The organism is Cernens ardua (assembly GCF_051251085.1).
Lineage (GTDB): Bacteria > Pseudomonadota > Gammaproteobacteria > Pseudomonadales > Halomonadaceae > Cernens > Cernens ardua.
Genome location: NZ_JBPCZH010000001.1, coordinates 358,190 through 384,675, shown reverse-complemented (window position 1 = coordinate 384,675; position 26,486 = coordinate 358,190). Strand labels below are relative to the sequence as shown.

The window sequence follows — 26,486 nt, the reverse complement described above, 5'->3', positions numbered from 1 at the left end:
TATTAATGGGGCAAATCAGGGATGATACGTAACACGGGGTGTTCGTCACTGAGCGAACCTTCCCGGGAAATAAAGACAGTGGCCATGGTGGGAGGCACCTTTGATCCTATTCATATCGGGCATCTACGCTCGGCGATAGAGCTACGTGAAATGCTCTCGCTGGATACTGTCCACATGGTGGTGAATCGTATGCCTCCGCATCGTCAGGCTCCGGGGGTAACACCGGAGGATCGTCTTGCCATGGTGCAGGCGGCTGTCGCCTCGCTTGAGGGGGTTATTACTGATGAACAGGAGATTCAACGCAGCGGGCCGTCCTACTCAGTACTGACGCTTGAATCACTGCGCGACCAGTATGGGCCAGAGGCCCGTCTGGTGATGGCTCTGGGTATGGATGCCTTTGAGCATCTTGCAGAATGGTATGAAGCTGAACGTATTTTCGAGCTTGCCCATGTCGTTGTGATGAACCGCCCGGGCGCTGATCTGACATGGACGCCCAGGTTGGCATCGTTGATTGCTCACCGCGAGGTCGAGGATATAACAACTCTGATGCAGCAGCCCTACGGTTCGCTTGCCTTTGTGTCACTTCCATGTCCGATTGAAATATCGGCCACGGAGCTGCGTAACAGGATTAAAGAGGATCTGAGTATCCGTTTTTTGGTGCCCACCAGTGTTGAGGAGATTATCAGAGAGAGGAAACTCTACAAGGAGTAGGGAGTAGGGAGTAGGGAGTAGGGAGTAGGGAGTAGGGAGTAGGGAGTAGGGAGTAGGGAGTAGGCAGGAACTTGTTTCGGAATTGGAACAAAGCATACATAAGGGGGCCGTGGCTTATTCCTGCCTTAATCGTGTTCCTCTTGAATTACTGCAGGTTTCCCAGCGAATGCCGAGCATGTCATAGTGTGCTGTAATTACTTACAAAAGCATTCTGACCAGCCCATGCTAGTTGGTTTATCATTGTGTTACACTATGCGACATTCACTCTCTGTTTGGCTCATTCAGAGCCGGGGGCCTTTCCGGCACATTACTGCGTTTGTCGGCATGTCGGGCCATGTATGTGCAGCCGTGGTTTTGAATGACTCTTTTTTCACCCTGACAGGCATTGGTCTGTCCCGGGTATTGATATCAGGAAAGTTATAAACGCATTATGCAGACCAACTTAGTTCTCCCTTTAGTGATTGATGCTCTTGAAGAGCTCAAGGCTCAGGACATTGTTCAACTGGATGTGGCTGAATTGACCAGCGTTACTGATGTAATGGTGGTTGCCAGCGGTACTTCCAGCCGACACGTTAATGCTGTGGCCAATAACGTGGTAGAAAAGCTCAAGGGCTCTGGTATTCAGCCACTGGGTGTCGAAGGGCGTGATGGTTCGGAATGGGTGCTTGTCGATGCAGGCGATGTTGTCGTGCACATCATGATTCCGGAAACCCGGAAATTGTATGACCTCGAAAAACTCTGGAGTGATCTTCCGGTCGATCGGGGGCAGCGCCAGTCGTGAAGCTCCGTATGTTGGCCGTTGGCAACAAGATGCCTGGCTGGGTGAATACCGGGGTGGAAGAGTATCGCAAGCGGATGCCGCGTGAGTGTTCTCTTGAGATCGAAGAAATCACTCCCGGCGCCCGGGGCAAAAATGCGGATATCTCGCGGGCTATTACTACCGAAGGGGACCGTATGTTGGCACGCCTGGAAGGCGATGTCGAAATCGTTGCCCTTGAGGTGAATGGCCGCAACTGGAGTACGCCTGATTTATCGAGCCAGTTGGAAGCGTGGCAACTGGGAGGGCGTGATGTTGCATTCCTGATTGGTGGCCCCGACGGGCTTGATCCGCGCTGTACTGCCAGAGCCAACAAAAAATGGTCGTTGTCCGCACTGACGTTGCCGCATCCTTTGGTTCGCATCGTACTGGCTGAGCAGCTTTACCGTGCATGGACGTTGACTATTGGTCATCCTTACCATCGCTGAGCAGTGCGCTGGCATGGTTGGATATCATGAACCTTATGTGAGAAGGGATGTTGACTTCCTGTCTCATTTATAAAGATATTGACGAGATGTAAATGGCACAAATGCAATACCTCTGTGCTAACGCAGACGCAGGCCTTCATGTTTAAGGAAGCGATCAAACGTTGCTTTGGGCGTGGTCCCAAACCGCCGCAAATCAAGGACTCGGCTGCGGAGGTCTCGTTATTCCGTCGGCGTTGTCTGGCGGCAGCTGTGTTGGTTGTCGTCCTGGGCGGTTCGCTCGTCGGTAGAATGGTATATCTGCAGATTTTTCAGTTTCAGCTTTATAATACGCAGGCTGAAAATAACCGTATTCGTGTTGAGCCGCTGGCACCGGCGCGAGGCTTGATTTATGACCGCCTCGGAAATTTGCTGGCGGAAAACCGGCCTACTTACAATCTGACGATTACCCGTGAGCAATCGGGTAATCCGACAGAAATCATCGATCGTATCATTTCCCTCCTTCAGCTACCGCCGGATATGCGTAAAACGCTCATCGAGCGTTCCGAACAGCGTCAGCGGCCCTATGAAGCAGCCCTCTTGTTGAGTGATCTGACGGAATGGCAGATTGCACGTCTTGCGCTCAATCGTTTTCAATTACCCGGGGTTGAAGTCGAGCCTCAACTCATTCGTTTCTACCCGGACAGTATTGCGATGTCTCATGTTGTTGGATATGTGGGGCGTATCAGTGTGGGTAACCTGAAAGGGTTGGACACCAATAATTATGCGGGTACGCATTTTATCGGCAAGATGGGGATCGAAAGCCAGTACGAGAATATTTTGCATGGCAAGGTGGGTATGCGTCGTGTAGAAACCAATGTACACGGGCGTATTTTAGGGGTCGTGGATCGTACAGCACCTGTCAAGGGGCAGGATATCACGCTGACATTGAGCTCAAAATTGCAGGATCTGGGCATGCACCTGCTCAAAGGCAAGCGTGGGGCCATTGTCGCCATTCAGCCTCAAACCGGTGCTATCCTGGCGATGGTTTCTGCCCCCGGATTTGATACAAATGAATTTGTGCGTGGCATTAGTACGCAGGATTATGAGGCCTTGCAAAACGACAAGAACCTGCCTCTTTACTCACGCGCCACGCGTGGTGAATATCCACCCGCCTCGACCATCAAGCCCTACATGGCTTTGGCGGGGCTAAATGATGACGTGATCACTCCCCAATACACCATTTTTGACCCGGGCTATTACCGGCTGCCGGGTAATCCTCACAAATTCCGCAACGTGGACCCCTATGGCAGTGGACGCGTTGATTTGCATAAAGCGATTGCGATTTCCAACGATACCTACTTTTTCAATCTGGCCCATATGATGGGTATCGACCGCATTGATAATTTCGTCGATAAATTCGGCTTCGGGTCACGGACAGCCCTCGATGTTTGGGGCGCTCGCCCCGGTTTATTGCCGAGTCGGGAATGGAAAGAGAAACGCTATCGGCAAAGCTGGTATTGGGGAGATACGGTATCGATTGGTATCGGGCAGGGGTATTTCCTGGCTACCCCCTTGCAGTTGGCGACGGCGCTTTCGGTGCTAGCCAATCGTGGTAAATGGGTAACGCCTCATTTGTTGGCTGCTGTGGGAAGCAACCTGACAAACCCTCCATATGCCCATACGCCTCCCGACGTTGTGCTGAAAAATCCTGATTACTGGAATGTGGTGATTAGTGGGATGGAAGCCGTCGCTAACAATAACCCTATGTTAAGAGCGGGACGAAACTACACCATGGCCGCCAAAACGGGGACAGCTCAGGTCTTTACTGTAGGGCAGAATCAGCACTATACAGCGGCCGACGTGGCTGAACGTTTGCGTGACCACTCGCTTTTTGTTGCGTTTGCGCCGGTCAAGGATCCACAAATTGCGATTGCCGTTGTTGTCGAAAATGGCGGCTACGGGATCAAGACAGCTGCACCTATTGCACGAAAAATAATGGATACATGGCTAAATCCGGGAACTAATCATGCTCTCCATGTTCCCAATCAGCAGGAACGCGACCAATCATTCAATTCGGAAGCCACACAGGCTCCCTCGGATAATCTGGGGGCCTGGTAATTCATCATGATTCAATCCTTTGCTCGCTCAATGCGACGGCGCCATAACGGGCGGCTCATGCCCACATGGGACGCCATCAACATTGATCCCTGGCTGGTGGGTGCGCTCATCGTCACCATGCTGGGGGGGCTGGTGGTGCTCTATAGTGCATCTGGTGAAAATATCGGCATGGTTGAAGGGCAGGCCGTGCGCTTTATTGGGGCACTGGCACTCATGATATTCCTGGCTCAGGTCCCTTTGGTCAAAATCGCGCGGTGGGTGCCATTAGCCTATGTGCTCGTGTTGCTGATGTTGCTGGCCGTTGGGGTACTGGGATATCACGCCATGGGGGCACAGCGTTGGCTGGTTCTGCCGGGAATAGGGCGTTTCCAGCCATCTGAATTCATGAAAATCGTACTTCCCCTGACACTTGCGACCTATCTTTCACGGCGCCCGTTACCTCTCTCCTGGCGTGATCTTTTCGTCTGTTTGATCATCATGGCGATACCGGTATTGCTTATTTTGAAGCAGCCCGATCTGGGAACGGCCATGCTGGTGTTCTGCAGTGGCATTTTTGTCATTCTTTTTGCTGGATTGTCATGGCGACTTATCCTCATTTGTCTATTGGCGATCATGGCGATACTGCCCTTGCTCTGGTTCCACATGCACGGGTACCAGCGGCAACGCATACTGACCTTCCTGAATCCTGAAAGTGACCCCCTGGGCGCCGGTTGGAACATTATTCAATCGAAGACGGCCATCGGGTCGGGCGGATTGTTCGGACAAGGCTGGATGGAAGGCTCTCAATCCCAATTGCAGTTCTTGCCCGAGAGTCATACCGATTTTATTGTGGCTGTATTGGCGGAAGAGTTCGGCCTTGTGGGCATGTGTGTTTTGATTGGCTGCTATCTGTTTATTGTCGGGCGTGCACTGATTCTGGCGCTGAGGGCAAACGATACCTTTGGTCGGTTGGCGGGCGGAAGTCTGGCTCTGATCTTTTTCATCTATGTCGTTATTAATATTGGTATGGTGAGCGGTCTGTTGCCTGTAGTAGGGGTGCCATTGCCTTTGGTGAGCTATGGGGGGACTGCCAGTGTCACCCTATTGGCAGGTTTTGGTATCCTGATGGGTATTGGCACGCAACGCCGACTTGTTTGGCATTGAAAGGGTTTACTTTGCCGAAGAGGTATTCCGCCAGCGAATTTCAGTTTTTATTTTAGCTCCGTCAGGGATGTGATAATGATCAAAAGGAATGTCATGACAATGATTGTCAGGGAAGGCAATGTCATGAAGAGCAACGTCATGAAAAGCAATGTCATGAAACGCGAGGCCTCTGCAGGCAAGCACGTTTTCAAGAGAAATGTGAAGGGGATGTCACGTCGCTGGGGAGTCACGTTGTGTTTGGCAGGGCTGCCCCTGTGGGGAATGTTGACTGCTGCCCCTTCACAGGCGGCTGATTATGATCCTGAGCAAAATCCAACGGTGGCTACATTGCTGGGGACCTTATCCGAGCAGGATAACCTTCCTCTGGATGAGCTTCAGTCAACCATGCGTCAGGCACACCGCTTGCCTGATGTTCTGGCCGCGATGTCACATCCGGCCGAGAAAACACTGCGGTGGGATCAATATCAGCGCATTTTTATTACACAAGCGCGTATTGATCAGGGTGTACAGTTCATCAAGGCGCATCAGCGTGATTTCCAACGGGCGGAGCAAGAATACGGTGTCCCGCGTGAAATCATTGCGGCCATTATTGGCGTTGAAACATCCTATGGGCGTAATGTAGGGAAATATCGTGTTATTGATTCTCTCTCGACGCTGGCTTTTGATTACCCGCCCAGAGCCAAGTTTTTCCGACGTGAACTGGCTTCATACTTGTTGATGACCTACAAGGAACACCTCGACCCCCTGGATATGAAGGGGTCCTATGCGGGTGCCATGGGCTACCCACAATTCATGCCCTCCAGTTACATAGCTTACGCGGTTGATTTCAATCACGATGGGAAGGCAGATCTTCAGCACGAACCCAGTGATGCCATTGGAAGTGTTGCCAATTATTTTGCGAAAAATGGTTGGATCAAGGGCGTGCCGGTCGTCTTCCCGGCAACGGGACCAGCCACACCGCCCGCAAATATAGGTGTCAATGAGGTAGCAGCTCCCCATTTCACGGTGGCACAGCTTGAAAACACGGGCATTCACCCATCAACATCGCTGAATCCCAATGACAAGCTGATGCCGATTGCGCTGAATTATGCGGATGGGCACTATACCTATTGGTTGGGCACCCAGAACTTCCACGTCATCACACGTTACAATACCAGCCCCATGTATGCGATGGCCGTGACCGAATTGGCGCAACGTATCCGGGAGGCCATGCAACCGTAATGAAAGGTTTCCACTCGTTCAAGACAGGTCTTGTTATTGCCTCGGCGGCCATAGTGCTCACAGGGTGTGCCACGAGTGGTCATCGTTACTCGGAAGCAAATGACGGCTATCCCAGTGATGCCCCCAATTTGTCGAATGTGCCGGATGCAGTTCCCAGAAATGAGCCTCATGCCTCAATGGGTAATGCACCGACGTATGAGGTTTTGGGTAAGGTGTATCATGTTCTTCCGTCTTCAGAGGGGTATGACCGAGTAGGTATTGCCTCATTTTATGGTACCAAGTTCAATGGCTACCATACGTCGGATGGCGAGATATACAATATGTATGCGATGACGGCAGCCAGTAAGGTCCTGCCATTACCTACCTATGTCAAAGTGACCAACCTTGAAAATGGGCGGAGTGTCATCGTTCGTGTCAATGACCGCGGGCCGTTCAATTCAAGGATCATGGATCTTTCCTACGCGGCAGCCACCAAGTTGGGCTATGTTCGTCAGGGAACAGCCCGTGTGCGTGTTCAGGCTATTAATCCGGCGACCTGGCACGCGTCTTCCGAGTCCAGTGGGCAAACAGCTTTGGCTTCCTCGTCACCAGCACACTCGACTGAGACGACAGTGGCGGGCAATGGTACAAACAGTGCTATTAGTAGCAGTGGAAGTAGTGGAGACATACCTGCAGTTATATCCTCGGAGCATGGTGCTGTGTCTTCAAGCACTGGGTCTTCAAGTGCTGTGTCTTCAAGTGCTGGGTCTTCAGGTTTTTCATCCGGTGAACAGGCGAGCGATGAACACTTGACCTCCGATTCTGCAGGTCAACTGATGGCAAGCACTGCCGGTGCCAGCCCTCATCCACGTTCCGAAAATGACCATGCAACAGCAGGAGCGGTCTCGAATGTCGAGCAGGGAACTGCTGCCGATACATCGAATGGCACATCGGCGGATTTGTCATCCAGTACGGCCAGCCAGTTAATGAGCTCATCTGCCAGTCAGACTGCGCCTTCGACGGTGAATAATGATGATGCGTCTGCCGCTGCCGGTGTCTATCTTCAGGCGATTGCAGTCACGGACGAAACTCAGGCTGAACAGATTCGCCAACGTTTGTCTCAGGCAATGGGCGTGGCCGGCAGAATTGTTCCTTTCCATCAATATTTCAGGGTGCAAATGGGGCCATTCAGTGAAAGTGGCGTTTCACAAGCACGTGCTGAATTGGCCGCACAGGGATATCCGGGGGCCATACTAATTCGCTAGACGGCATCTGTTTACAGATAGGTAAAGGCCTGTAACATTGTGATTTATATCATGATCGTACATTACGCACTGGTGGTTTTGCTCGGTTTATCATAGTGTTTCATGGTGTATTCCTGACGGGCATTTGTCAGGTTGCATGGAATGTTCAATTCATGTGAACAAACCGTGAAATTGGTAATCATGAATTGCCTGCTACCCCCTATATTTAACAGAATCTTAAAAACGGAATGTTTGGTAGTATTCATGTGTGTGAAGAGCCGACTCTGATGCTCATTGGACAGGTTCGTCAAAAAGTACTTTCGTTGGTCCATAGGATGGGCCAACATCTTGGCGAATGAACGAGTCGGCTTATAATTCGAGGTATCGGTGGCTTCTTTCGATGGCGATGATAAAGCCAAGGCACGAGATGGTGGCTTTGGCTGCACCCCTGAGAATCGGGAAAGGGGCGTTCACCATGCGGTTCCTGTGGTGATACCTGCTTATCCTTATTTTAGTCTTAAACAAAAAGCGTCCACTGGCGCAGCACCAAAACGAGTAACAAGATGACTATTCACGCTTTATTTGCAAGACGCTGGGGAGCAGTTGTCATGTCAGCTGCCCTTACAGCCACTTCCATGAGTGCTTTCGTCGCTCCTGATTCGGCATGGGCTCAATCTGCGCCGACGCCCAAGCCGGACTCTCAGCAGCCTAGCCTCAATCCACAGAATTTCATCCCTGATCCTCCCTCTATTGCTGCCAAGGCGTGGGTTCTAATGGATGCCAGGACAGGCAATATCATCTATCAGCATGATGAGAACGAACATTTACCGCCTGCCAGTCTGACCAAGCTGATGACAGCCTATACGACGGAGTATGAACTGGCAGCAGGGCGCCTCCATCCTGATGATACGGCTACGGTTAGTACCAATGCGTGGCATACGGGCGGTTCGCGCATGTTCCTCAAGCCTAACACGCAAGTACCTATCAGCGAGCTGCTTCGTGGTCTGATCGTTGTTTCCGGTAATGATGCGGCCGTGACACTGGCCGAGCATATTGCGGGAAGTGAGGGGGCTTTTGCTCAGCTAATGAACGAGCATGCTCAAATGATGGGCCTCAAGGATACGCATTACATGAATCCGACGGGTCTGCCAACGCCGGATCATTATACCTCGGCACATGATCTGGCGGTGTTGGCTCGTCATATCATTTATGATTTTCCCCAGTATTATTCCACGTACAAGGAAAAGTACTTTACATACAACAACATCAAGCAGCCTAACCGAGTGTTGCTTCTGTGGCGTGACCCTCGCGTGGATGGCTTGAAAACAGGCTTCACCGATGCGGCAGGCTACTGTATGTTGACCTCTGGTGTTCAGGGAAATACCCGCTTGATTGCCGTAGTGCTGGGGACTGCTTCCGAAGCAGCCCGTGCACAACAGTCCGAAACCCTGCTGAATTACGGTTTCCGTTATTACCATACACAACAATTGTTCCCGGCGAATCATGTCGTAAGCACGCCACGTGTATGGGGTGGGGCTGATACGCACGTGAAAGTGGGCTTTGATAAACCTCTGCTGGTGACTCTTCCAGTGGCACAGGGCAATCTGACACAACAGGTTCAGCTGCCCAATAGCATTAACGCGCCGATCAAGAAAGGTCAGCAGTTGGGCACACTGACAGTGTTGCGGAATGGCAAGGAAATTACTTCCCAGCCGATTATCGCCTTGTCTGATGACCCGGAAGGCGGACTGTTCCGTCGTCTGTCAGACTCTATCGTTCGTACGGTGAGCGGTTGGTTCTAAGTTTTTAATGAGCTTTTGATGAGCTTTTGAGGGTAGGGCAGTGATCACTGCTCTCCTCTCATTCTCGCCATCACTTTCCGGAATGGATTTCACAAGTCTCCTCCTTCTTTGGGGACACCCCCCTTTTCCGTCCTCAATATTATTTCTTCAGTGCCTTTTGTGGATAATCACTTGTCCCGGATTATTTCCAGTGACTTGAATTTTGTGCCGATATCCCCCATATAGTCTTGCAAGAGTTCATAAGCAATCGTGCTTTGTGTCGAAGTGTGACTTTGCATCCACGAAAAATATGTTCATACGTTTGCTATCGATAGTGATGGTTAGTGATGAATCGCGATGGGAAATGATGAATAACGGATTGGCAAAATAGCAGCCACCGGTATCTGTCGTGAACCATGATGTGGCTTTACGCGCCTTTTCAAGATGTGTTGCACCATGAGACATGTGTATTCGATTAGCGTTATGTTAGACCCGATCCGAAGAGTGTTTTGTGGATCGATCCATTGATATTCAACAGGAGAGACTATGACCACCGATAAAAAAGATGTTGAACAGTTGCCCGACGTTGAAGGCGATGTACTTCCGGCAACAGGTGATCAACCTGCTCCCAAAATCGAATTCCCGACTGAGTATCCGATCAAGATTGTCGGTGATAAAGATGATAATTTTTGCAAGGATATGCTGGATATCGTGCAAAAATATGATGCCAAAGTCGATCGTGAAAAAGTGAGCTATCAGGATAGTCGCAATGGGCGTTTTCGCTCCCTGCGCGTCACTATCTGGGCGACTGGTGAAGACCAGCTGAAATCACTCTTCCAGGAACTTAAAGCAACTGGTCGAGTTCATATGGTCATTTGATCATAGGGTCGTGCATAGTAGTGGGCATTGAGTATCGAGTTTGAACAGGCGACTATCATTTCCATGAGCAATCTTTCTTCGTGTAAAGAGCCTACGGTTCATTCCATTGATATTTATTCGCTTGGCACTATCGCCTACGAAAAGGCGCTCACTGCCATGCACGCCTTCACAGACAGGCGTGATGCTTCTACCCGTGACCAGGTCTGGCTATGTGAACATCCTCCTGTCTTTACACAAGGGCAGGCAGGGCGTCCCGAACATCTGCTGGATATAGGTGATATTCCGCTTGTTCAGTCTGACCGGGGAGGGCAGGTGACCTATCATGGCCCCGGGCAATTGGTCGCTTATGTTCTATTGGATCTAAAACGATTGAACGTCAAGGTAAGGGGACTTGTATCAACGCTGGAAGAATCCATTGTTGAAGCCCTGGCGACCCATTCAATACATGGCTATGCATTGCCAGATGCACCGGGCGTATACCTCAAAGATGAACAGGGGCAGCAGATGAAAATTGCCTCGCTCGGTTTACGTGTGCGTCGTGGATGCAGTTTCCACGGTGTGGCCTATAATGTTGATATGGATCTGTCTCCATTCCTGCGGATTGATCCTTGTGGCTATGCAGGGCAAATAATGACTCAGCTCAGTCGCTGGACTGAATATCCCGTGACCACCGAAAGTGAGTCTGATGTCTGGTTAAAGGCCTTTTCAACTTCTCTGATGCAGCATATTCCTTACCAACGTCCACTGTTCCTGAGTCACAAAGAGGGCATGCCTGCTATCTTTGAAGATTTGCCTGTGAGTTCCCACCGTTAAAGTAGTTCGGAATTTGGCCATTTTCTTTTGCGGTTAAAATTATCTCTTTGAAAATGACGTTTGTGACGCCGTTTTCAGCGCCTGTTTTCTTTTTCTGATTCACTTTGGACAGAATGTACGTTTATCAACTCCCGCCTCATGATTAACGCGAGTGTCTGAATTTATCGATGAACCCTCCACGTAGAAAATGATTTACTCCAGTAAATATGGAGATGATGATTCTTGTCATGTGCCAGGAAACACAAAACCTCAATGCATTGTGGAGAACCGGGTACGGTGTGGGATGTTTTCAAGTACTATTGTTTTCAAGTGCTATTGCTTTCAAGTACTATGAGAGCTTTTAAAGAGATGTAGCCAATAGGATCTCTCATGAGTGAGACAACTGCCAAACCGGGAGTGAATCGGCCACGTGCGCAACGAGTTGAACGTGGCGTGAAATTGCGTGGTGCAGACAAAATGGCACGTATTCCGGTCAAGGTCATTCCGACTGAAACCTTGCCGAAAAAGCCTGACTGGCTAAAAGTGCGTATGCCAATCTCGCCTGAAGTCACTCGTATCAAGCAGACTTTGCGTCAGCATGGGCTGCACTCTGTGTGTGAAGAGGCCTCGTGTCCCAATTTGGGAGAGTGTTTCAGTAATGGTACGGCCACCTTCATGATCATGGGGGATATCTGTACGCGCCGTTGTCCGTTCTGTGACGTTGCCCATGGCCGTCCCAATGCACTGAATGAAAATGAGCCTCGCGAGCTGGCGGAAGCCATTGCCGATATGCGATTGCGCTATGTAGTCATCACCTCGGTTGACCGTGATGATTTACGTGATGGTGGCGCCAACCATTTCGTGGAGTGTATCCGTGAAATTCGCCAGCGCTGCCCGGACATTGAAATCGAAACCCTCGTGCCTGATTTTCGCGGTCGCATGGATGTGGCTCTGGATACCCTGGTGACCGAGCCACCCGATGTCTTCAACCATAACCTTGAAACGGTTCCTGCGTTGTATCGTAAGGTTCGCCCGGGCGCAGATTATCAATGGTCGCTGGATTTGCTCAAACGTTTCAAGGAAGCCCGTCCCGATATCCTGACCAAATCCGGTTTGATGGTGGGCGTTGGTGAAACTGATGAGCAAATTCTTGAGGTCATGCGTGATCTTCGAGCGCATAACGTGGATATGTTGACAATCGGGCAATACATGCAGCCTTCACGCAGTCATTTGCCGATTGACCGTTGGGTCAGGCCTGAAACGTTTGACTGGTATGCTGAAAAGGCTTATGAAATGGGCTTCGTACATGTTGCTTCCGGCCCGCTGGTCCGCTCAAGCTACCATGCTGACAAACAGGCACATGGTGATAAAGTCCGCTGATAATGTGGTAGTTCAGTGTAACTTCCAACGGCAAGTGGGTTGTTTATGGATAATGCTATTGTGATTTAACAGCGTGACCTATAAACGCCTACATACATGGGTCTCCTGATTATGTATTGAAGTGTATCTGCTTGATCACCCATAGTTTGAACAAGGAAGTGCCGCTTGTGCCATCGAATGGTGCAGGCGGCTTTTTGATATGGGCTTTTATGAAAACGTGTTTTTTGGATTGAATCACGCGGTCGCTGGTTAATATGGCGAAGCATGAATCTATACCACTGAAAAAGTGTCGTGATCCTATAGAGTAACTATTCGACGGAATCACTCATGGATATGGCCTCTTGCTTGACTACGAGTGGAAAGTGTTCGAAAGAAACCGAATCAAGCCCGTATTCCATCAGTGTTCGGATGTTGGCGTGGTCATTGCCGTGAGGATCGCTTCTAACGTGCCGATAGTGTTCACCAAAGGCCAGCAAGGCTTCTTCATCCGAGAAATCCGCGTATTTGGCTAACGCGATAATTCGACACGATCCCTGATTCTCATCCGCCTGATTCATCAGCATATGGTTGGTAAATGCCGTTGGTGTGAACTCAAAATACGCTTCTATAAAGGCGAGCGTATCCGAGAATCTGGGTTTGGCCTGTAACGTTTGTCTGAAGTGTGCCAAAGCATCTTTCATCACTGCAATCCGTAGTCGTTGGAAGTAGCCTTAAGGTTTATGCATATATAAAGGCTATTCGAGTATTACTGTTATTAGCGAGTTTCGAAGGTATTGGAAAGGTTTAAGCTTGCTGAAAATTCTTGACGTCACGAGAGATAAGTCAAAGTGTTCCATGCGTTGGAGTCATGGGAAGTACCAGCTTGCCCACTACCGTCCCTTTCTCCAGCCGACGATGTGCTTCTTGAACGGATTCTACAGAGAATCGGCCAATAACCTCACTCAAGGTGCTGACCAGATCGCCTGAATCCATCCACTGAGCGACACGTGAAAGTATCGCACCCTGATGTTCAGGGTGTTCATTGTAGATGGCACGGCTGAACATGAACTCCCACGCGAAGCTGGCCGCTTTTTGTTGTAGGTCATTGATATTGACCTCTTTTTCAGTTTCGGCAATGGCAACAATGCTGCCAAAGGGACGGATCAGCTGCACCATGTTTTCCCAATGATCGGCTATATCATGGCAACAGAAAATGTAGTCTACCTCTTTAATACCAGCGGTATTGAGCTCTTCGACCAGATGATAATGGTTCACGACCAGATCGGCGCCCAACTCTTCGCTCCATAAACGTGAAAGTGAGCGAGATGCGGTTGTAATGACCTTCAGCGAAGTCAATTGTTTGGCTAGCTGAGTCACCATGGAGCCCACACCGCCTGCACCATTGATAACCAGCAGTGTTTTTGGCTCATTGTGTATCGAAGGTGTTGAGGTGGCCTTGGACGATGGGTCGTCGTCACTCTCATCCTGATAAATAGAAGACGGTGGGTGTGGTGTGAGGGGCAATCGGTCAAACAATCCTTCCCAGGCCGTTAATGTGGTGAGCGGTAGCGCTGCGATCTCTTCAATTTCAAGGTTAACGGGGGCTTTTGCGACCAGCCGGGCATCTACTCGCTGATATTCGGCATAGCAGCCCGGCCGTTGGATATCCCCTGCATAGTAGACACGGTCCCCCCGGGTAAAGCCGGTGACACCATCACCTGTTGCTTCAACAATGCCTACCGCATCCCAGCCGATAATATCCTGCATACTTCCTGCTTTACGAATCTTGGTATCCACCGGATTGATCGAGATTGCCTCCACCTTGACCAACACATCATGTTCAGTCGGCGTAGGGATATCACGCTCAGCCCACTCGAAGGCATCGTCTATTTCTGGTCGTCCGGTCAGGCGAATCGCTTTCATGAAATTATCCTTGGAAATGCAACAGGCTCATGGATGTTTTGTCTATATGGAGGGAAGGGTACACCTTCACAAAATAGCATTGAAATCACAATGTGCAATGCTTCGATCCATTTAATACTTCTATGAAATTAATGCTTCGATGAAATTTATGCCAGGAGGCCTTCAATCTCTTGACGAATGTCATGTTGTTTTGAACTTTTTAGAGTCGTGTTTACTCTTTTGGAATAGCCTGCCTGGGTGAATTCAAGCCCATCAGGGTTTCCCTCCCGGGAAGATAAACTCTACACTGCGAGTATGATCAATAGGACAGGATAGGTACACATGGCTCAGGATTGGGTAGATTTTGCGCGTCGCTTGCAGGCAATAGCACAAACAGGGCAAACCTATACCGAGAACCACTTTGAGTTGGAGCGTTATGAAACGCTCGAAAAAATGGCTCATGAAATGTTTGCTGCATTGGCTGATACACCCGTTGAACGGGTAGAAAACCTCTTTATTCCCGATAAAGGATATGCCACACCCAAAGTGGATGTACGAGGCGCTGTTTTTCGCGATAACAAAGTGTTATTGGTTAGAGAAAAGCGAGATGGTTGTTGGACGCTTCCGGGCGGCTGGGCAGATGTTGCAGAGGCACCGGGCATTGGCGCTATCCGTGAAATAGAAGAAGAGGCTGGATTCAAAGCGACTGACCCCAAGCTGGCTTTGTTGCGAGACAGAAACCTCCATCCCTACAAGCATCAGTCACCGGCTCATATCTACAAACTGTTTTATCTCTGCGAAGAAGTGCCAGGGCAGGAAGGGTATCCGGCAGATGCTTTCAAAGCCAATAATGAAACTGATGGGGCAGACTTTTTCTCTGTTGACGATCTACCACCCCTTTCAACACCACGCACGCTCGAAAAGGATATTATTCATTTGCTTGCGTTTGCGCGAGGTGAAATCAATCACGTTGAATCCGACTGATATGAAAAGGCCCAAAGGAAGGGGCAGGTGTGTTTGCAACTAAAGAATGCATGGCTTTACGGCAGGATCGGACTACATTTAGATAAAAGAAAGCCATCGTGCGTGCGCGTCGTGTATTTGGCATGTCTCAAGTGCTTGATGAACGACACTCTTGCTGAGATGAAACAGCCTCGGCCGGATTGAAAAATCCTGCTGACTCAGAAAAAGGGCGAGCAGTCCATATAGCGTCAACGCATCAATTTCTGAGTGGGCTCTTGTTTCTTTCTGCAATGAATGGGCTTTCTTGATGTAGACACGTGATCAAATAACAAGGGGCCAGTATGAATAATAAATGGATAGCCATTGCCGCCTGTGGGTTGTTACCGATATTCAGTGGATGTTCGGGCGCACAGGGTCATGGTCAAACAACTGCCAGCACAGATCCTCTTCCCTGTGCCTTGCATGATATAACTGGCAAATTGGCAGGTGAATATACTGCCTCCGGGCACTTGCATAGTAGCTATTCACTGACCAATACCAGCCAGCGGAGCTGCCTGATCGAAAAGCCCGTTGCCTTTCGCAGTGTAGGACAGAACGATGACCAGTCCCCGGAAACAGTGATCTCTTCCTCTGATCAAAAGCCTGATAACCAGGGAAAACCGGGGCTTGCTTATCCGGTCACCCTTGCGCCAGGCGCTTCAGTGTACTTTGAGGTGTATCGGGCCTCTGCGATCAATTCGGACACGCTGGGCCTTAATTGCCATGTCGAGAAACTGACCGGGTTGAATATATATATTAATCACAGTCAGGTGCCTGTGTTTGTGAAGAATACCAATGGGAATGCATGTCTGGATTCAACACATGATATTTTCTCGACAAGTGTCCTGTCACACGCTGATCCGTTGGGACATCGAACATCCTGAGCCTGTGTGAAAGAATCGTTGGGTGAGAGTGGAAGTATAAGCTATTATACCGTTATCACTTTCTGTTGATGCGTTATGATCCCGCTTCCATTCTCATACTATTATCCTTACCAAATGCAATCCATACCTGGTTTCATACTATTTTTTCATATTTGGTTTAATACTTCGCTGCACTGACGTGTTGTCCCAATATGTTAAACCAATATAAAGATGCTATGCATTCTGTTCTTACTGAAGCATTATGATGCCGAAAAAAAAGAGCAGGTCTTTTCAGAGCCTGCTCTTTTGCTATCGCGGTATTTCCATATCCCCACACCCCGATCATATGAATTTTCAGGGTAGGGGATTGAAGATAATCAACGGTAGATTACTTACCCGATATCATCACCGACCTGAACGATTTTCATCGCATTTGTACCACTCTGAGCATCCAGGTGATCACCGCGGGTCAGGATAACGAAGTTGCCATCTGCTGCCAGTGATTTCTCTTTCAACAGTTCTACCACCTTACCGTTCACCTCTGTACTGGGTAGGTCGCTGGCATTGAACTCCAATGGAATAACGCCGCGGAAAAGCGCCATTTTGCGCAGTGTTTCCGGATGGCTCGATAGGCCAATAATGGGCAGCCCTGACCGAATACGCGAAGCAATCAAGGGCGTATGACCGGTTTCTGTCAGGCAGCCAATGGCAGCAACGCCTTCCAGGTGATTTGCTGCATACATGGCTGAAAGCGCTACGGCTTCATCAATCCGATGGAAGGTATCTTTCATGCGATGACCCGATTCCTGTGCCTCGCGTTCACGCTCGGCGCCCAGGCAACAGCGATCCATCGCTTCAATGGTTTCAACGGGATACTTGCCCGCCGCTGTTTCAGCAGAACACATGACCGCATCCGTGCCGTCCAATACAGCGTTAGCGACGTCAAAAACCTCGGCACGCGTGGGCAGCGGGTTGGAAATCATGGATTCCATCATCTGTGTCGCTGTGATGACCAAACGATCCAACGTACGTGCACGTGAAATCATGCGTTTTTGTACACCGATCAGTTGTGCATCACCGATCTCGACGCCAAGGTCGCCACGGGCCACCATGACTGCATCCGAGGCAATGATGATATCATCCAGTGTCTCATCATTGGCTACGGCTTCTGCACGTTCAACTTTGGCTACCAGGCCGATACGTTCCGCGGCATCGCCAAGCAGGTCACGCGCATAGCGCATGTCTTCACCACTGCGGGGGAAGGAGACAGCAAGGTAATCCACTTCCAGCGCGATAGCTGTTTTCATGTCTGCCTTGTCTTTTTCAGTCAAGGCTGAAGCAGACAGTCCGCCACCCTGTTTGTTGATACCTTTATTGTTGGAGAGTTTGCCTCCCACTTTAACCTTGCAATGAATACGCGGAGGCTCAACCTTGGTCACATCGAAGACAACACGACCGTCATCCAGTAGAAGAACATCACCGCTGACAAGGTCATCTGCCAGCTCAGCATAATCGCATCCTACGTGATGTTCGTCGCCGGCATTCTGGTCCAGCGACACGTCAATGACGAAATCGGCACCTTCATTGAGTTCGACAGAACCATTCTGGAAACGGGCTATACGGATCTTTGGACCCTGCAGATCCCCAAGTACCGCCACGGTGCGATTATGTTTTGCCGCGGCAGCACGAACAGCTTCTACTCGATTGCGATGATCATCGGCACTTCCGTGCGAAAAGTTGAGTCTGACGACATCGACACCTGCCTTGACCATGGCATCAATGACGCCCGGTTTATCACTGGAGGGACCCAGTGTGGCAACGATCTTTGTGCGGCGGATCGGAGGGTGCTGGCTGTTTGTCATCAAGGGACTCCTTGGCCATGTAACGTTTTGAAAAAAGATTGGAATAGGTTTTTACCTAACGCCGCCTAATGTAACCGAAAATTTTGCAGGGTGGCTATTGGAATATGCATATGTTTGTAGGGAGCACAAGAATTTTTTTTCGACTATTAGACCTTTGTTGAGACTTCTTTTGATACAAGGCAAAAAATTGATACTCAGGAGGGGGTGTCAAGATTGAACAAAGGTTCTACAGTGAAAAGGTTCTATGGTGATAAGGTACTACGGTAAAAAGGTGCTCTGGTTAAAAAGGTGATCTGGTTAAAAAATACTCTGGTCAAAAAGTACTATAGTGAAAGCTGTTTCATATACTCACTTGGGATGGGATAAGTTGTACTTCCACCAGTCCTTAACCGTCTCCAGCCCTTTACTACTGAGGTTGTAGGTGTAAAAAACGCCATCATTTAGCCGACATAGTGAATGGCGTGAAACCAGCCTTTTATTCGATGTTGCTTGTGCCATGGCTTTGCTTGACGCTTGAATATAGCTGATGCCACTGGAGGTTTTAGTAGGGTCACGCGTGGAGTGTTTTGCTCTGCGCAAAGCGTTTGTCCTTTTGATCTTTCCGATGTGGGGCTTCCCCATGGCGCACAGTGACTCAACTGGTCTTTAATGCATAGAGCCGTGTTGGCATGAACTCGACGCTACCGATTCCTGGACAGACAAAAGCAGATGTATGAAAGCAGGCGTACAAGAATCAGTAGAAGGCTTGTTTTTCTTCTTTTGCTTTTCTTCCTTCAAAAAAGATTATTATATTCTTTTTTAAACAAGCCTCCACGAATGGTATTGCGCTTTAGTGCAGGGTGAAGAACATGGCTCCACTTGATAAAAATGAGCTGCGCCTTTGGGGTGAAGACCATTTTGATGGTTCGATACCATGGCTAAAACTCAAATTTAAGTGTGTTTCAGTAGCGAATATGTTTTCCCTCATGTAGGGTAAGCGCAATTTTGAAAAAATTTTCTTTATTTGTATTCCTTTTGTTCATATTGAGGGACGATCACCTTAACGGTTTCAAATGGGTATCGGACCTCACAGGTCAAATTTCATCCAGGGCAAGGACATAGTCTGCCGCTGAATGCGTCATAACGGAATTGGAGATCCATGGGTAAGTCACTCGTGATTGTGGAGTCGCCTGCCAAGGCAAAGACCATCAACAAGTATCTGGGTAAAGACTTCATCGTAAAATCCAGCGTTGGTCATATTCGTGACCTGCCCACCTCGGGGAGTGCCAAATCAACCAGCACTCCAGCTGAGCGTGCCAAGCAGGCGGCGGCTACACGCAAGATGAGCCCCGAGGAAAAAGCACGCTATAAGCGCAAGAAGGCGCATGATCAATTGATCCGCCGTATGGGTGTCGATCCAGATCATGATTGGAAAGCGCATTATGTGACGCTCCCCGGTAAAGAAAAAGTGGTCGAGGAACTTAAACGTCTGGCAGAGAAAGCCGACACCATTTACCTCGCAACGGATTTGGACCGTGAAGGGGAGGCGATCGCCTGGCACCTTCGCGAGACCATTGGTGGCGATGATTCGCGTTATAAACGCGTGGTCTTTAACGAAATTACCAAAAATGCGATTCAGCAGGCGTTCAAGCACCCGAGCACCCTGCAGATGGACCGCGTTTATGCACAACAGGCTCGACGTTTTCTGGACCGTGTGGTCGGATATATGGTCTCGCCGTTGTTGTGGGCCAAAGTGGCCAGAGGTTTGTCGGCGGGTCGTGTGCAATCTGTTGCGGTGCGTTTGATTGCGGACCGGGAGCGTGAAATCCGTGCCTTCGTGCCTGAAGAATTCTGGGATGTGCATGCGGATCTTGTCACCGAAGAAGGGGAGGTCGTTCGCTTCGAGCTGGCTCGCAAGGATGACAAGGTATTCCGTCCCAATAGCGAAGAAGAGACGCACACGGCCATAGCGCCGTTGAAAACGGCTGAACTGAAATTGTCGGATCGTGAAGACAAACCGACTTCCAGCAAGCCGGGGGCACCCTTTATTACGTCTACGCTTCAGCAGGCCGCCAGCGGTCGCCTGGGCTTTTCCGTGCGCAAGACCATGACGCTTGCTCAACGCCTCTATGAGGCTGGTTACATCACCTACATGCGTACGGATTCGACGAATTTATCAACTGATGCTGTGGAGGCCGCACGTCATTATATTGATGAACATTATGGCAAATCCTATCTGCCGGATGCGCCGGTTCGTTATGCGTCCAAAGAGAATGCTCAGGAAGCCCACGAGGCTATTCGACCCAGTAATGTCAATTTGTCGGCAACGCAGCTAGATGGAATGGAGCGTGATGCCGAACGATTGTATGATCTGATCTGGCGCCAGTTCGTGGCGTGTCAGATGGTGCCTGCGCGTTACCTGTCCACCACACTTACGGTAAAGGCCGCTGGATTCGACATGCGTGCCAAGGGGCGCGTGCTCAAGTTTGATGGTTATACGCGTGTGGCAGCCTCTTCCAGTCGCAATGAAGATCAGGCGGTTCCCGATCTGGCGAAAGGGAGTTCCTTTACGCTGGAAAAACTGGACCCGCAGCAGCACTTCACTAAACCCAGCGCACGCTACACTGAAGCGAGCCTGGTGCGTGAGCTTGAGAAACGTGGTATTGGCCGCCCATCTACCTACGCCTCTATCATTTCCACCATTCAGGAGCGCGGATATGTTGTACTTGATAGTCGTCGTTTCTATGCCAACATTCTGGGTGAGTTGGTCACGGATCGCCTGATTGGGTCATTCAAGGACTTGATGGATTACGGCTTCACTGCCCGTATGGAAGATGAACTTGACCTTATCGCGGCGGGTGATACTCCCTGGCTTGATGTCCTGAATGATTTCTATGCCGGCTTTAGCAAAAACCTGAGCCATGCAGAAGGTGAAGATGGGATGCGGCCCAATACGCCCATTCCCACGGATATCGAGTGTCCGCGCTGTGGTCGACCTATGCAGATTCGCATTGGTTCGACCGGCGTCTTTTTGGGATGTTCGGGCTATAATCTACCGCCGAGTGAGCGCTGCAAGGAAACCATCGACCTGATTCCCGGTGATGAAGTGGTGCCTGCGGACGCCGACGATGACGCTGAAACTGATGCGCTACGCGCCAAGCGTCGTAATCCCAGGACAGGAAACGCCATGGATAGTTTCCTGATTGATGAGCATCGCAAGTTGTACCTCAGCAATGATGATGACGGGTATTACGAAATCGAAAAGGGCCATTTCAAGCTCAAGGGGTATGATGGTCCTACGCTGGAGTGTGACAAATGTGGATCAGAAATGCAGTTGCGCTCGGGCCGTTTCGGCAAGTATTTCGCTTGTACCAATGAGGCTTGTGGTAATACCCGTAAACTGTTGAAGAATGGACAGCCAGCTCCACCCAAGATGGATCCGATCGATATGCCAGAGCTGGCGTGTCAAAAGGTCGAAGATCACTATGTGCTGCGTGATGGCGCCAGTGGCCTGTTCCTTGCTGCCAGTGGATTCCCGAAAAATCGCGAGACACGTGCCCCTCTGGTGAAAGAGCTGATTCCCCACAAGGATCAATTGCCTGAAAAGTATCATTTCCTGCTGGAAGCACCACAGCAGGACCCGGATAAACTGCCCACGCAGATTCGCTTTTCGCGCAAGAACAAGGCGCAATTCATCATGACCGAGCGTGATGGTAAGGCAACCGGCTGGCGTGCAACTTACAGCGAGGGTAAATGGCACGTTGAGGATAAACGTAAGCCAAAGAAATAACGGTCACCCATAGAAATAATCGGAATTGATGATCTTTTTTCTGGGGCCTCCCCATTTGATTGAATAATTCATCATGCGGTAGAGGCTTCTCCTGTAAGTATCATGTCGCAAGTTGATGGTGGGCACATCAATTGCTGCTCGGCGTAAGATCCATGCATCTGAGTGAGCAGTACTTGCCAGTCGCTTCGACGAAGTATCGGGGATTTTCCAATGGAAACCGCGCGTCAAACCAATCGCTGGTTTTACCATGCTGAAAGTTTGCTGAAAGAGGCTGATCAGCAGCGTTCCGGAGCGTCTGTCGGGCCATTGCCTGACGCGTTGGAAGAGGGTGCTGCGGCATTGATTGAACGGGGGATTGCCTCTCTGATTGCTGAATTTATCAAACCCAGCGAACATGTTGGCACTGATTGGCGCCAGTTTCTCTCCCGCTATTATTCGGAAGGGGGGGATCTTCATCGTCTGTACTCTGCATTGCTGACGCCGCAAGGCGAGCTGCATGTATTGGATTCACGCCTTGGGCGGCTGTTGCGCCTCTCCACTGCTCAACCTGTCAACTCAGGCATGATCCAAAGCGATGTCAATGCGGTCCCCCTCCAGGCACTACTGAAGCACTTGAAGGCATTGACCAGTGAACTTCGGCAAGGTGCTGAAGAGTGGTAATGTCATCTGACCTTTGTCGTTTGTCGACGGACAATGTTATTATCAGGTTATCTGGCTTGCCGTTTATCCATTCCTTTTCCTTGTACGCTCTGTGTTTGCCTTCTCGCTGATGATTATCTGTGCGAGTGGATATCAAGTGTCATGAGTACGAAAAGAGAGCATTTTTATAAACGCTGTGAAGTCGAAACTGCACGCGAGTTGAGGTGCCGACGCTTTTTTGTGTCAGAATGGCTCAACTTATCGAAGAGGTGAAAAATGTCTGAAACTGCGATTCTTGAGATCGTTGAACTGCCTGATGGCGAGGTGGTTTTGCGTCCCTCCGAGGGGGAAGGTGAAGCGCTGGTCAGTGTGCGCTTTTCCAAGGATGCACTGGAATTACTACGTGATTCGCGTTTTCAGGTGGCGCGTGAAATGATCGATCATGCCATTACCCGCACAAAACTGTGGGAAGAGGGTGAAGTGGTCGAGGAGTTAAGTGATAACGTCACAGTGCATTGATCATGATTGTTGGCAGTGAATCATCCTGAATGATTCACTGCATATTGGCTTCTCCGTTTCTCCGCTTCTCCGCTTCTACGCTTCTCCGCTTCTCCGCTTCTACGCTTCTACGCTTCTACGCTTCTCCGCTTCTACGCTTCTACGCTTCTACGCTTCTACGCTTCTACGCTTCATTGTTAGCATATTCCGTTAATGTGATGTCAAGTCATTCACGGCTTTCTCAAGAATTTTGCTACACAGGTTAACTCGGCATGATACCGATGAAGGTGATTATTTCATCCGTAATGATTGCTTGATATCTCCCTTTCATGATCACAATGGCTGGTCAATGTATATGTATATATAGCGACCAGCCTACAATGAGTCGCAGAGGTTATGAATAAGGAGTGGTATGAAAAAATATTGGGAAAATTGTCTGCGGGGCCAGTAACGTGAAGCTGTATTCAAGAGAGCTTTAGGGGGGGGCGGTAGAGGGGGAATAGTGGGTAATCATTGAAGCACCCCCAGGCACACGGCCAGGGAGTGTTGGGCCTGCACTTATAGTGAGTGAAACCGGTAACTAGTAGTGAAACCGATAATGCCTCGTTTTAGTGTAAGCCGCTGCCTTGATCTCCTCGAATAACACCTACACCAATGCCTTCTATTTCGAAGCCCTGGCTTGGATCTACCTCAATAGGAGCAAAGTCAGCGTTTTCAGCCAACAGACGTATTTTACTGCCTTTACGCTCAAAGCGTTTGACGGTGACGTCTTCGCCAATACGAGCAACCACAATCTGTCCATTGCGAACATCACTGGTACGATGGACAGCGAGCAAGTCGCCATCCAAAATCCCGATATCCTGCATGGAGAGCCCTTTGACCCGAAGAAGATAGTCTGCCTTCGGTGAGAAAAAGGTCGGCGGAAGTGGGCAATAGCGATCTACATGCTCCTGTGCCAATACCGGGCTACCGGCAGCTACCTGCCCTATGATGGCAAGCCCCTCGGCAGCCGGAGCATCAGATGCATTGGCAGCCTCCTGCTGGGGAGTTACAAATTTTGCGGTGGTATGTTGCGAAGAGGGTGCGCCTTTTTTATCGGTACTTCTTTTATCAGCATTTTTTTCATCCCCGCCTTGCGTTTTTGCAAGATGGGATGATACGACCCTGATACCACGGGAAGCCCCCGGTATCATCTCGATAACACCTTTACGTTTTAGCGCTTTCAAATGTTCTTCTGCAGCATTGGCCGAACGAAAACCGAGAGATCGGGCAATTTCTGCACGAGTGGGGGGATACCCGTGGGTCGCCACCGTTTCGGTGATGAGGTCAAGAACTTCCTGTTGGCGGCGCGTAAGGGGTCGGGTCATTGCCATTAACCTATGCTGTATCAATAATAGCTGTAATTGTATCCAGTATTGCTGACAGTGCAAGTCCAATTGCTGTTATAGAACTTAATCCCCGAATGTTTTGTTGTTTTCCCGGATTGCCTGTAGTCATTTCGAGGTGACACTCCCCAAGCCTATCAGATTTAATTTCTACGTGTACCTTCCTTCATGAAACGCTAGAATAGCGCTCCATTATCTTTTGTGTTTATCGTACGTCTTCCTCGGGCTATGGTGAGTTCAGACATTCTGCGCATACCAATGTGTGCCATGGCATAGTCATAAACAGGGAAAATCGGTACACCTTGACAAGGAGCGTTTCATGCGTGCTGCACCGGGTCCAATCATGATTGATGTCGGTTCTACCTCATTGGATGAGGGGGATCGGCAGATTTTGCGCCATCCTTCTGTCGGTGCAATCATCCTGTTTGCCCGTAACATGACTTCACCCGAGCAAACCAGAGCACTCTGTGATGATATTCGTGCGGTACGCCCTGATATCCTGATTGCGGTAGATCATGAGGGAGGGCGCGTTCAACGGCTGCGTGAAGGGCTTACGCATATACCCCCCATGTGTTCGTTTGAATCACTGTATATAGAGACCCCTGATAAAACGCTGTCTCTTGTCAGGGATACCGGTTGGCTGATGTCTCAGGAACTGGCCGCCTGTGGGTTTGATTTTACGTTCGCTCCGGTGCTGGATGTGGATGACAATCGTAGCAAGGTCATTGGGGAGCGCTCATTCTCATCCAATCCAGAGCATGTTGTTACGTTGGCTGGTGCGTTGATTACCGGCTTGAATGAAGGGGGGATGCCCGGGATTGGCAAGCATTATCCCGGCCATGGAGGCGTGGTGGCTGATTCACATCTGGAGATGCCGGTTGATCCTCGTCCTTTTACAACCCTTGAAAGGCATGATTTGATTCCCTTTGCGCGTTTGGCAACACGTTTGTCAGGTGTCATGCCGGCACATGTACGCTATCCTGACTTCTCTGAGGAACCGGCAGGGTTTTCCAGCAAATGGTTAACGTATTTACGCGAAGCACTGAATTTCGATGGGGCCATCCTTTCGGATGACATGAGTATGCAAGGGGCTCATTTTGCCGGTGGCCCGGTGTCCCGTGCAGAAAAGGCATTGGCAGCAGGGTGTGACATGGTGCTGATGTGCAATGATCGACCTGCAGCAGAGGCCGTACTGGAAGCTACTGCCACGGCGGGTATCCAGCCGCATGGAAGCATGCAACGGTTGAACGCATTGCGATATACCCGGGAGAGACCTGCGCTGTCTGCGCTCGCGAATAATGCGCGCTGGTTGGAGGCGCACCATACATTGAATAAAACAGCCAGTGAATATGGCTATTAGTTTTTCTTATAATCCACGGGGTTGATAAAATCACCTCTTTTTACAGGCTCTACAGGTGTCAGCATCACCCCGTTCGCCTGTATGCCACTTATGCTAAACAAAACACAGTCATTACGTATTATGCCCACATCCGAATCGATTGATACCGCTACAATTTCCACGCAAATGAAGCAGCTGATGGACGAAGCTGATTGTCTGGTGTCCCTGCAACGCATCGAACAGGCACTGGATACCATGGCAGAGAAACTGACTCGCCAATTCCACGATAAATTGCCCATCTTTTATAGCGTCATGAACGGTGGACTGATTACAGCGGGCCACCTGCTGACACGTCTGGAATTTCCCCTTGAGATCGATTACCTGCATGCAACCCGGTATCGTAACGAGCTTCGTGGAGGGCAGTTGTTCTGGCGTGTGTCTCCTGAGAGTCCTGCAGCTGGGCGTCATGTCGTTATTGTGGATGATATCCTTGATGAAGGTGCGACGTTAGCGGCGATTATCGAGCACTTCAAAAAGGCCGGAGCAGCGAGTGTTTCGACGGCCGTCCTGCTGGACAAGGCTCACGATAGAAAAGCGGTAGAAGGTCTCAAGCCAGACTATTGTGAATTGACCGTGGAAGACCGTTACGTGTTTGGTTTTGGCATGGATTACAAAGGGTATTGGCGAAATGCGCCCGGTATCTTTGCGCCCAAAGGGCTCTAAGTATTGACTGCGGCCATGATTTCGTACAGAACGGCTAATGTTTTTATTATTTC

The 26,486-nt window shown here is 49.9% G+C and carries 22 protein-coding genes; 18 read left to right on the top strand and 4 right to left on the bottom strand.

The window, feature by feature from the left end:
- The first annotated feature begins 21 nt into the window (after positions 1-21).
- The 11 genes from nadD (at position 22) to lipA (ending at position 12,472) form a co-directional block, all read left to right on the top strand.
- A complete protein-coding gene (gene nadD / locus LMG33818_RS01730) occupies positions 22-711 on the top strand; it encodes a nicotinate-nucleotide adenylyltransferase (protein ID WP_442321629.1) in 690 nt (229 codons plus the stop codon).
- A 430-nt stretch (positions 712-1,141) separates the two neighbouring features.
- Positions 1,142-1,492, top strand: a complete 351-nt coding sequence (gene rsfS, locus LMG33818_RS01725) for a ribosome silencing factor (protein WP_442321628.1) — start codon at positions 1,142-1,144, stop codon at positions 1,490-1,492.
- Positions 1,489-1,956, top strand: a complete 468-nt coding sequence (gene rlmH, locus LMG33818_RS01720) for a 23S rRNA (pseudouridine(1915)-N(3))-methyltransferase RlmH (RefSeq protein ID WP_442321627.1) — start codon at positions 1,489-1,491, stop codon at positions 1,954-1,956. Before rsfS ends, rlmH begins: the two co-directional genes overlap by 4 nt.
- A gap of 138 nt (positions 1,957-2,094) precedes the next feature.
- Entirely contained in the window at positions 2,095-4,053 is a 1,959-nt protein-coding gene (gene mrdA, locus LMG33818_RS01715) for a penicillin-binding protein 2 (RefSeq protein WP_442321626.1), read from the top strand.
- A gap of 6 nt (positions 4,054-4,059) precedes the next feature.
- Positions 4,060-5,196 (top strand): rod shape-determining protein RodA, encoded by a 1,137-nt coding sequence (gene rodA / locus LMG33818_RS01710; RefSeq protein ID WP_442321625.1) that lies wholly within the window; start codon positions 4,060-4,062, stop codon positions 5,194-5,196.
- 93 nt (positions 5,197-5,289) lie between these two features.
- The gene (mltB, locus tag LMG33818_RS01705) at positions 5,290-6,417 is read left to right on the top strand and encodes a lytic murein transglycosylase B (protein WP_442321624.1); all 1,128 of its coding nucleotides are present in this window, start codon (positions 5,290-5,292) and stop codon (positions 6,415-6,417) included.
- On the top strand, positions 6,417-7,661 hold the full coding sequence (locus LMG33818_RS01700) for a septal ring lytic transglycosylase RlpA family protein (RefSeq protein WP_442321623.1): 1,245 nt from the start codon (positions 6,417-6,419) through the stop codon (positions 7,659-7,661). Before mltB ends, LMG33818_RS01700 begins: the two co-directional genes overlap by 1 nt.
- Positions 7,662-8,248: 587 nt before the next feature.
- A complete protein-coding gene (locus tag LMG33818_RS01695) occupies positions 8,249-9,442 on the top strand; it encodes a D-alanyl-D-alanine carboxypeptidase family protein (RefSeq protein ID WP_442321622.1) in 1,194 nt (397 codons plus the stop codon).
- Positions 9,443-9,967: 525 nt separating this feature from the next.
- On the top strand, positions 9,968-10,300 hold the full coding sequence (locus LMG33818_RS01690; protein WP_442321621.1) for an HP0495 family protein: 333 nt from the start codon (positions 9,968-9,970) through the stop codon (positions 10,298-10,300).
- A gap of 63 nt (positions 10,301-10,363) precedes the next feature.
- Positions 10,364-11,113 (top strand): lipoyl(octanoyl) transferase LipB, encoded by a 750-nt coding sequence (gene lipB / locus LMG33818_RS01685; protein ID WP_442322165.1) that lies wholly within the window; start codon positions 10,364-10,366, stop codon positions 11,111-11,113.
- A gap of 369 nt (positions 11,114-11,482) precedes the next feature.
- A complete protein-coding gene (gene lipA, locus LMG33818_RS01680) occupies positions 11,483-12,472 on the top strand; it encodes a lipoyl synthase (protein WP_442321620.1) in 990 nt (329 codons plus the stop codon).
- Positions 12,473-12,780: 308 nt separating this feature from the next.
- Here the strand turns inward: lipA and LMG33818_RS01675 are convergent, their stop codons facing one another.
- A complete protein-coding gene (locus LMG33818_RS01675) occupies positions 12,781-13,152 on the bottom strand; it encodes a HopJ type III effector protein (RefSeq protein ID WP_442321619.1) in 372 nt (123 codons plus the stop codon).
- A gap of 142 nt (positions 13,153-13,294) precedes the next feature.
- A complete protein-coding gene (locus tag LMG33818_RS01670; protein WP_442321618.1) occupies positions 13,295-14,374 on the bottom strand; it encodes a zinc-binding alcohol dehydrogenase family protein in 1,080 nt (359 codons plus the stop codon).
- 321 nt (positions 14,375-14,695) lie between these two features.
- Between LMG33818_RS01670 and LMG33818_RS01665 the strand changes: the two genes are divergently transcribed.
- Together LMG33818_RS01665 and LMG33818_RS01660 are read left to right on the top strand one after the other, a co-directional pair.
- Positions 14,696-15,337 (top strand): NUDIX hydrolase, encoded by a 642-nt coding sequence (locus LMG33818_RS01665; protein WP_442321617.1) that lies wholly within the window; start codon positions 14,696-14,698, stop codon positions 15,335-15,337.
- 320 nt (positions 15,338-15,657) lie between these two features.
- Positions 15,658-16,239 carry a DUF4232 domain-containing protein gene (locus tag LMG33818_RS01660; RefSeq protein ID WP_442321616.1) on the top strand — a complete coding sequence of 194 codons (582 nt, stop codon included), beginning with the start codon at positions 15,658-15,660 and terminating at the stop codon, positions 16,237-16,239.
- Between the two features lie 371 nt (positions 16,240-16,610).
- On the opposite strand, the gene pyk is transcribed toward LMG33818_RS01660, so the two are convergent.
- A complete protein-coding gene (gene pyk / locus LMG33818_RS01655; RefSeq protein WP_442321615.1) occupies positions 16,611-18,080 on the bottom strand; it encodes a pyruvate kinase in 1,470 nt (489 codons plus the stop codon).
- A 1,138-nt stretch (positions 18,081-19,218) separates the two neighbouring features.
- Between pyk and topA the strand changes: the two genes are divergently transcribed.
- The 3 genes from topA (at position 19,219) to LMG33818_RS01640 (ending at position 23,007) form a co-directional block, all read left to right on the top strand.
- Positions 19,219-21,849, top strand: coding sequence for a type I DNA topoisomerase (gene topA, locus LMG33818_RS01650; protein ID WP_442321614.1), 2,631 nt, complete (start codon positions 19,219-19,221; stop codon positions 21,847-21,849).
- 210 nt (positions 21,850-22,059) lie between these two features.
- Positions 22,060-22,509 (top strand): DUF6586 family protein, encoded by a 450-nt coding sequence (locus tag LMG33818_RS01645; protein ID WP_442321613.1) that lies wholly within the window; start codon positions 22,060-22,062, stop codon positions 22,507-22,509.
- A gap of 255 nt (positions 22,510-22,764) precedes the next feature.
- A complete protein-coding gene (locus tag LMG33818_RS01640) occupies positions 22,765-23,007 on the top strand; it encodes a hypothetical protein (protein WP_442321612.1) in 243 nt (80 codons plus the stop codon).
- Positions 23,008-23,594: 587 nt separating this feature from the next.
- Here the strand turns inward: LMG33818_RS01640 and lexA are convergent.
- The gene (lexA, locus tag LMG33818_RS01635; RefSeq protein ID WP_442321611.1) at positions 23,595-24,353 is read right to left on the bottom strand and encodes a transcriptional repressor LexA; all 759 of its coding nucleotides are present in this window, start codon (positions 24,351-24,353) and stop codon (positions 23,595-23,597) included.
- Between the two features lie 337 nt (positions 24,354-24,690).
- Here lexA and nagZ point away from each other — a divergent pair, with 337 nt between their 5' ends.
- Positions 24,691-25,731 carry a beta-N-acetylhexosaminidase gene (nagZ, locus tag LMG33818_RS01630; protein ID WP_442321610.1) on the top strand — a complete coding sequence of 347 codons (1,041 nt, stop codon included), beginning with the start codon at positions 24,691-24,693 and terminating at the stop codon, positions 25,729-25,731.
- Between the two features lie 165 nt (positions 25,732-25,896).
- Positions 25,897-26,433 carry a hypoxanthine-guanine phosphoribosyltransferase gene (locus tag LMG33818_RS01625; protein ID WP_442322164.1) on the top strand — a complete coding sequence of 179 codons (537 nt, stop codon included), beginning with the start codon at positions 25,897-25,899 and terminating at the stop codon, positions 26,431-26,433.
- Positions 26,434-26,486: the final 53 nt, after the last annotated feature.

Bases quoted from the DNA above. Each gene is read 5' to 3' on its own strand.
- nadD (WP_442321629.1), top strand. From the start codon at position 22: ATGATACGTAACACGGGGTGTTCGTCACTGAGCGAACCTTCCCGGGAA.
- rsfS (WP_442321628.1), top strand. From the start codon at position 1,142: ATGCAGACCAACTTAGTTCTCCCTTTAGTGATTGATGCTCTTGAAGAG.
- mrdA (WP_442321626.1), top strand. From the start codon at position 2,095: ATGTTTAAGGAAGCGATCAAACGTTGCTTTGGGCGTGGTCCCAAACCG.
- rodA (WP_442321625.1), top strand. From the start codon at position 4,060: ATGATTCAATCCTTTGCTCGCTCAATGCGACGGCGCCATAACGGGCGG.
- mltB (WP_442321624.1), top strand. From the start codon at position 5,290: ATGACAATGATTGTCAGGGAAGGCAATGTCATGAAGAGCAACGTCATG.
- LMG33818_RS01700 (WP_442321623.1), top strand. From the start codon at position 6,417: ATGAAAGGTTTCCACTCGTTCAAGACAGGTCTTGTTATTGCCTCGGCG.
- LMG33818_RS01695 (WP_442321622.1), top strand. From the start codon at position 8,249: ATGTCAGCTGCCCTTACAGCCACTTCCATGAGTGCTTTCGTCGCTCCT.
- LMG33818_RS01690 (WP_442321621.1), top strand. From the start codon at position 9,968: ATGACCACCGATAAAAAAGATGTTGAACAGTTGCCCGACGTTGAAGGC.
- lipB (WP_442322165.1), top strand. From the start codon at position 10,364: ATGAGCAATCTTTCTTCGTGTAAAGAGCCTACGGTTCATTCCATTGAT.
- lipA (WP_442321620.1), top strand. From the start codon at position 11,483: ATGAGTGAGACAACTGCCAAACCGGGAGTGAATCGGCCACGTGCGCAA.
- LMG33818_RS01675 (WP_442321619.1), bottom strand. From the start codon at position 13,152: ATGAAAGATGCTTTGGCACACTTCAGACAAACGTTACAGGCCAAACCC.
- LMG33818_RS01670 (WP_442321618.1), bottom strand. From the start codon at position 14,374: ATGAAAGCGATTCGCCTGACCGGACGACCAGAAATAGACGATGCCTTC.
- LMG33818_RS01665 (WP_442321617.1), top strand. From the start codon at position 14,696: ATGGCTCAGGATTGGGTAGATTTTGCGCGTCGCTTGCAGGCAATAGCA.
- LMG33818_RS01660 (WP_442321616.1), top strand. From the start codon at position 15,658: ATGAATAATAAATGGATAGCCATTGCCGCCTGTGGGTTGTTACCGATA.
- pyk (WP_442321615.1), bottom strand. From the start codon at position 18,080: ATGACAAACAGCCAGCACCCTCCGATCCGCCGCACAAAGATCGTTGCC.
- topA (WP_442321614.1), top strand. From the start codon at position 19,219: ATGGGTAAGTCACTCGTGATTGTGGAGTCGCCTGCCAAGGCAAAGACC.
- LMG33818_RS01645 (WP_442321613.1), top strand. From the start codon at position 22,060: ATGGAAACCGCGCGTCAAACCAATCGCTGGTTTTACCATGCTGAAAGT.
- LMG33818_RS01640 (WP_442321612.1), top strand. From the start codon at position 22,765: ATGTCTGAAACTGCGATTCTTGAGATCGTTGAACTGCCTGATGGCGAG.
- lexA (WP_442321611.1), bottom strand. From the start codon at position 24,353: ATGACCCGACCCCTTACGCGCCGCCAACAGGAAGTTCTTGACCTCATC.
- nagZ (WP_442321610.1), top strand. From the start codon at position 24,691: ATGCGTGCTGCACCGGGTCCAATCATGATTGATGTCGGTTCTACCTCA.
- LMG33818_RS01625 (WP_442322164.1), top strand. From the start codon at position 25,897: ATGAAGCAGCTGATGGACGAAGCTGATTGTCTGGTGTCCCTGCAACGC.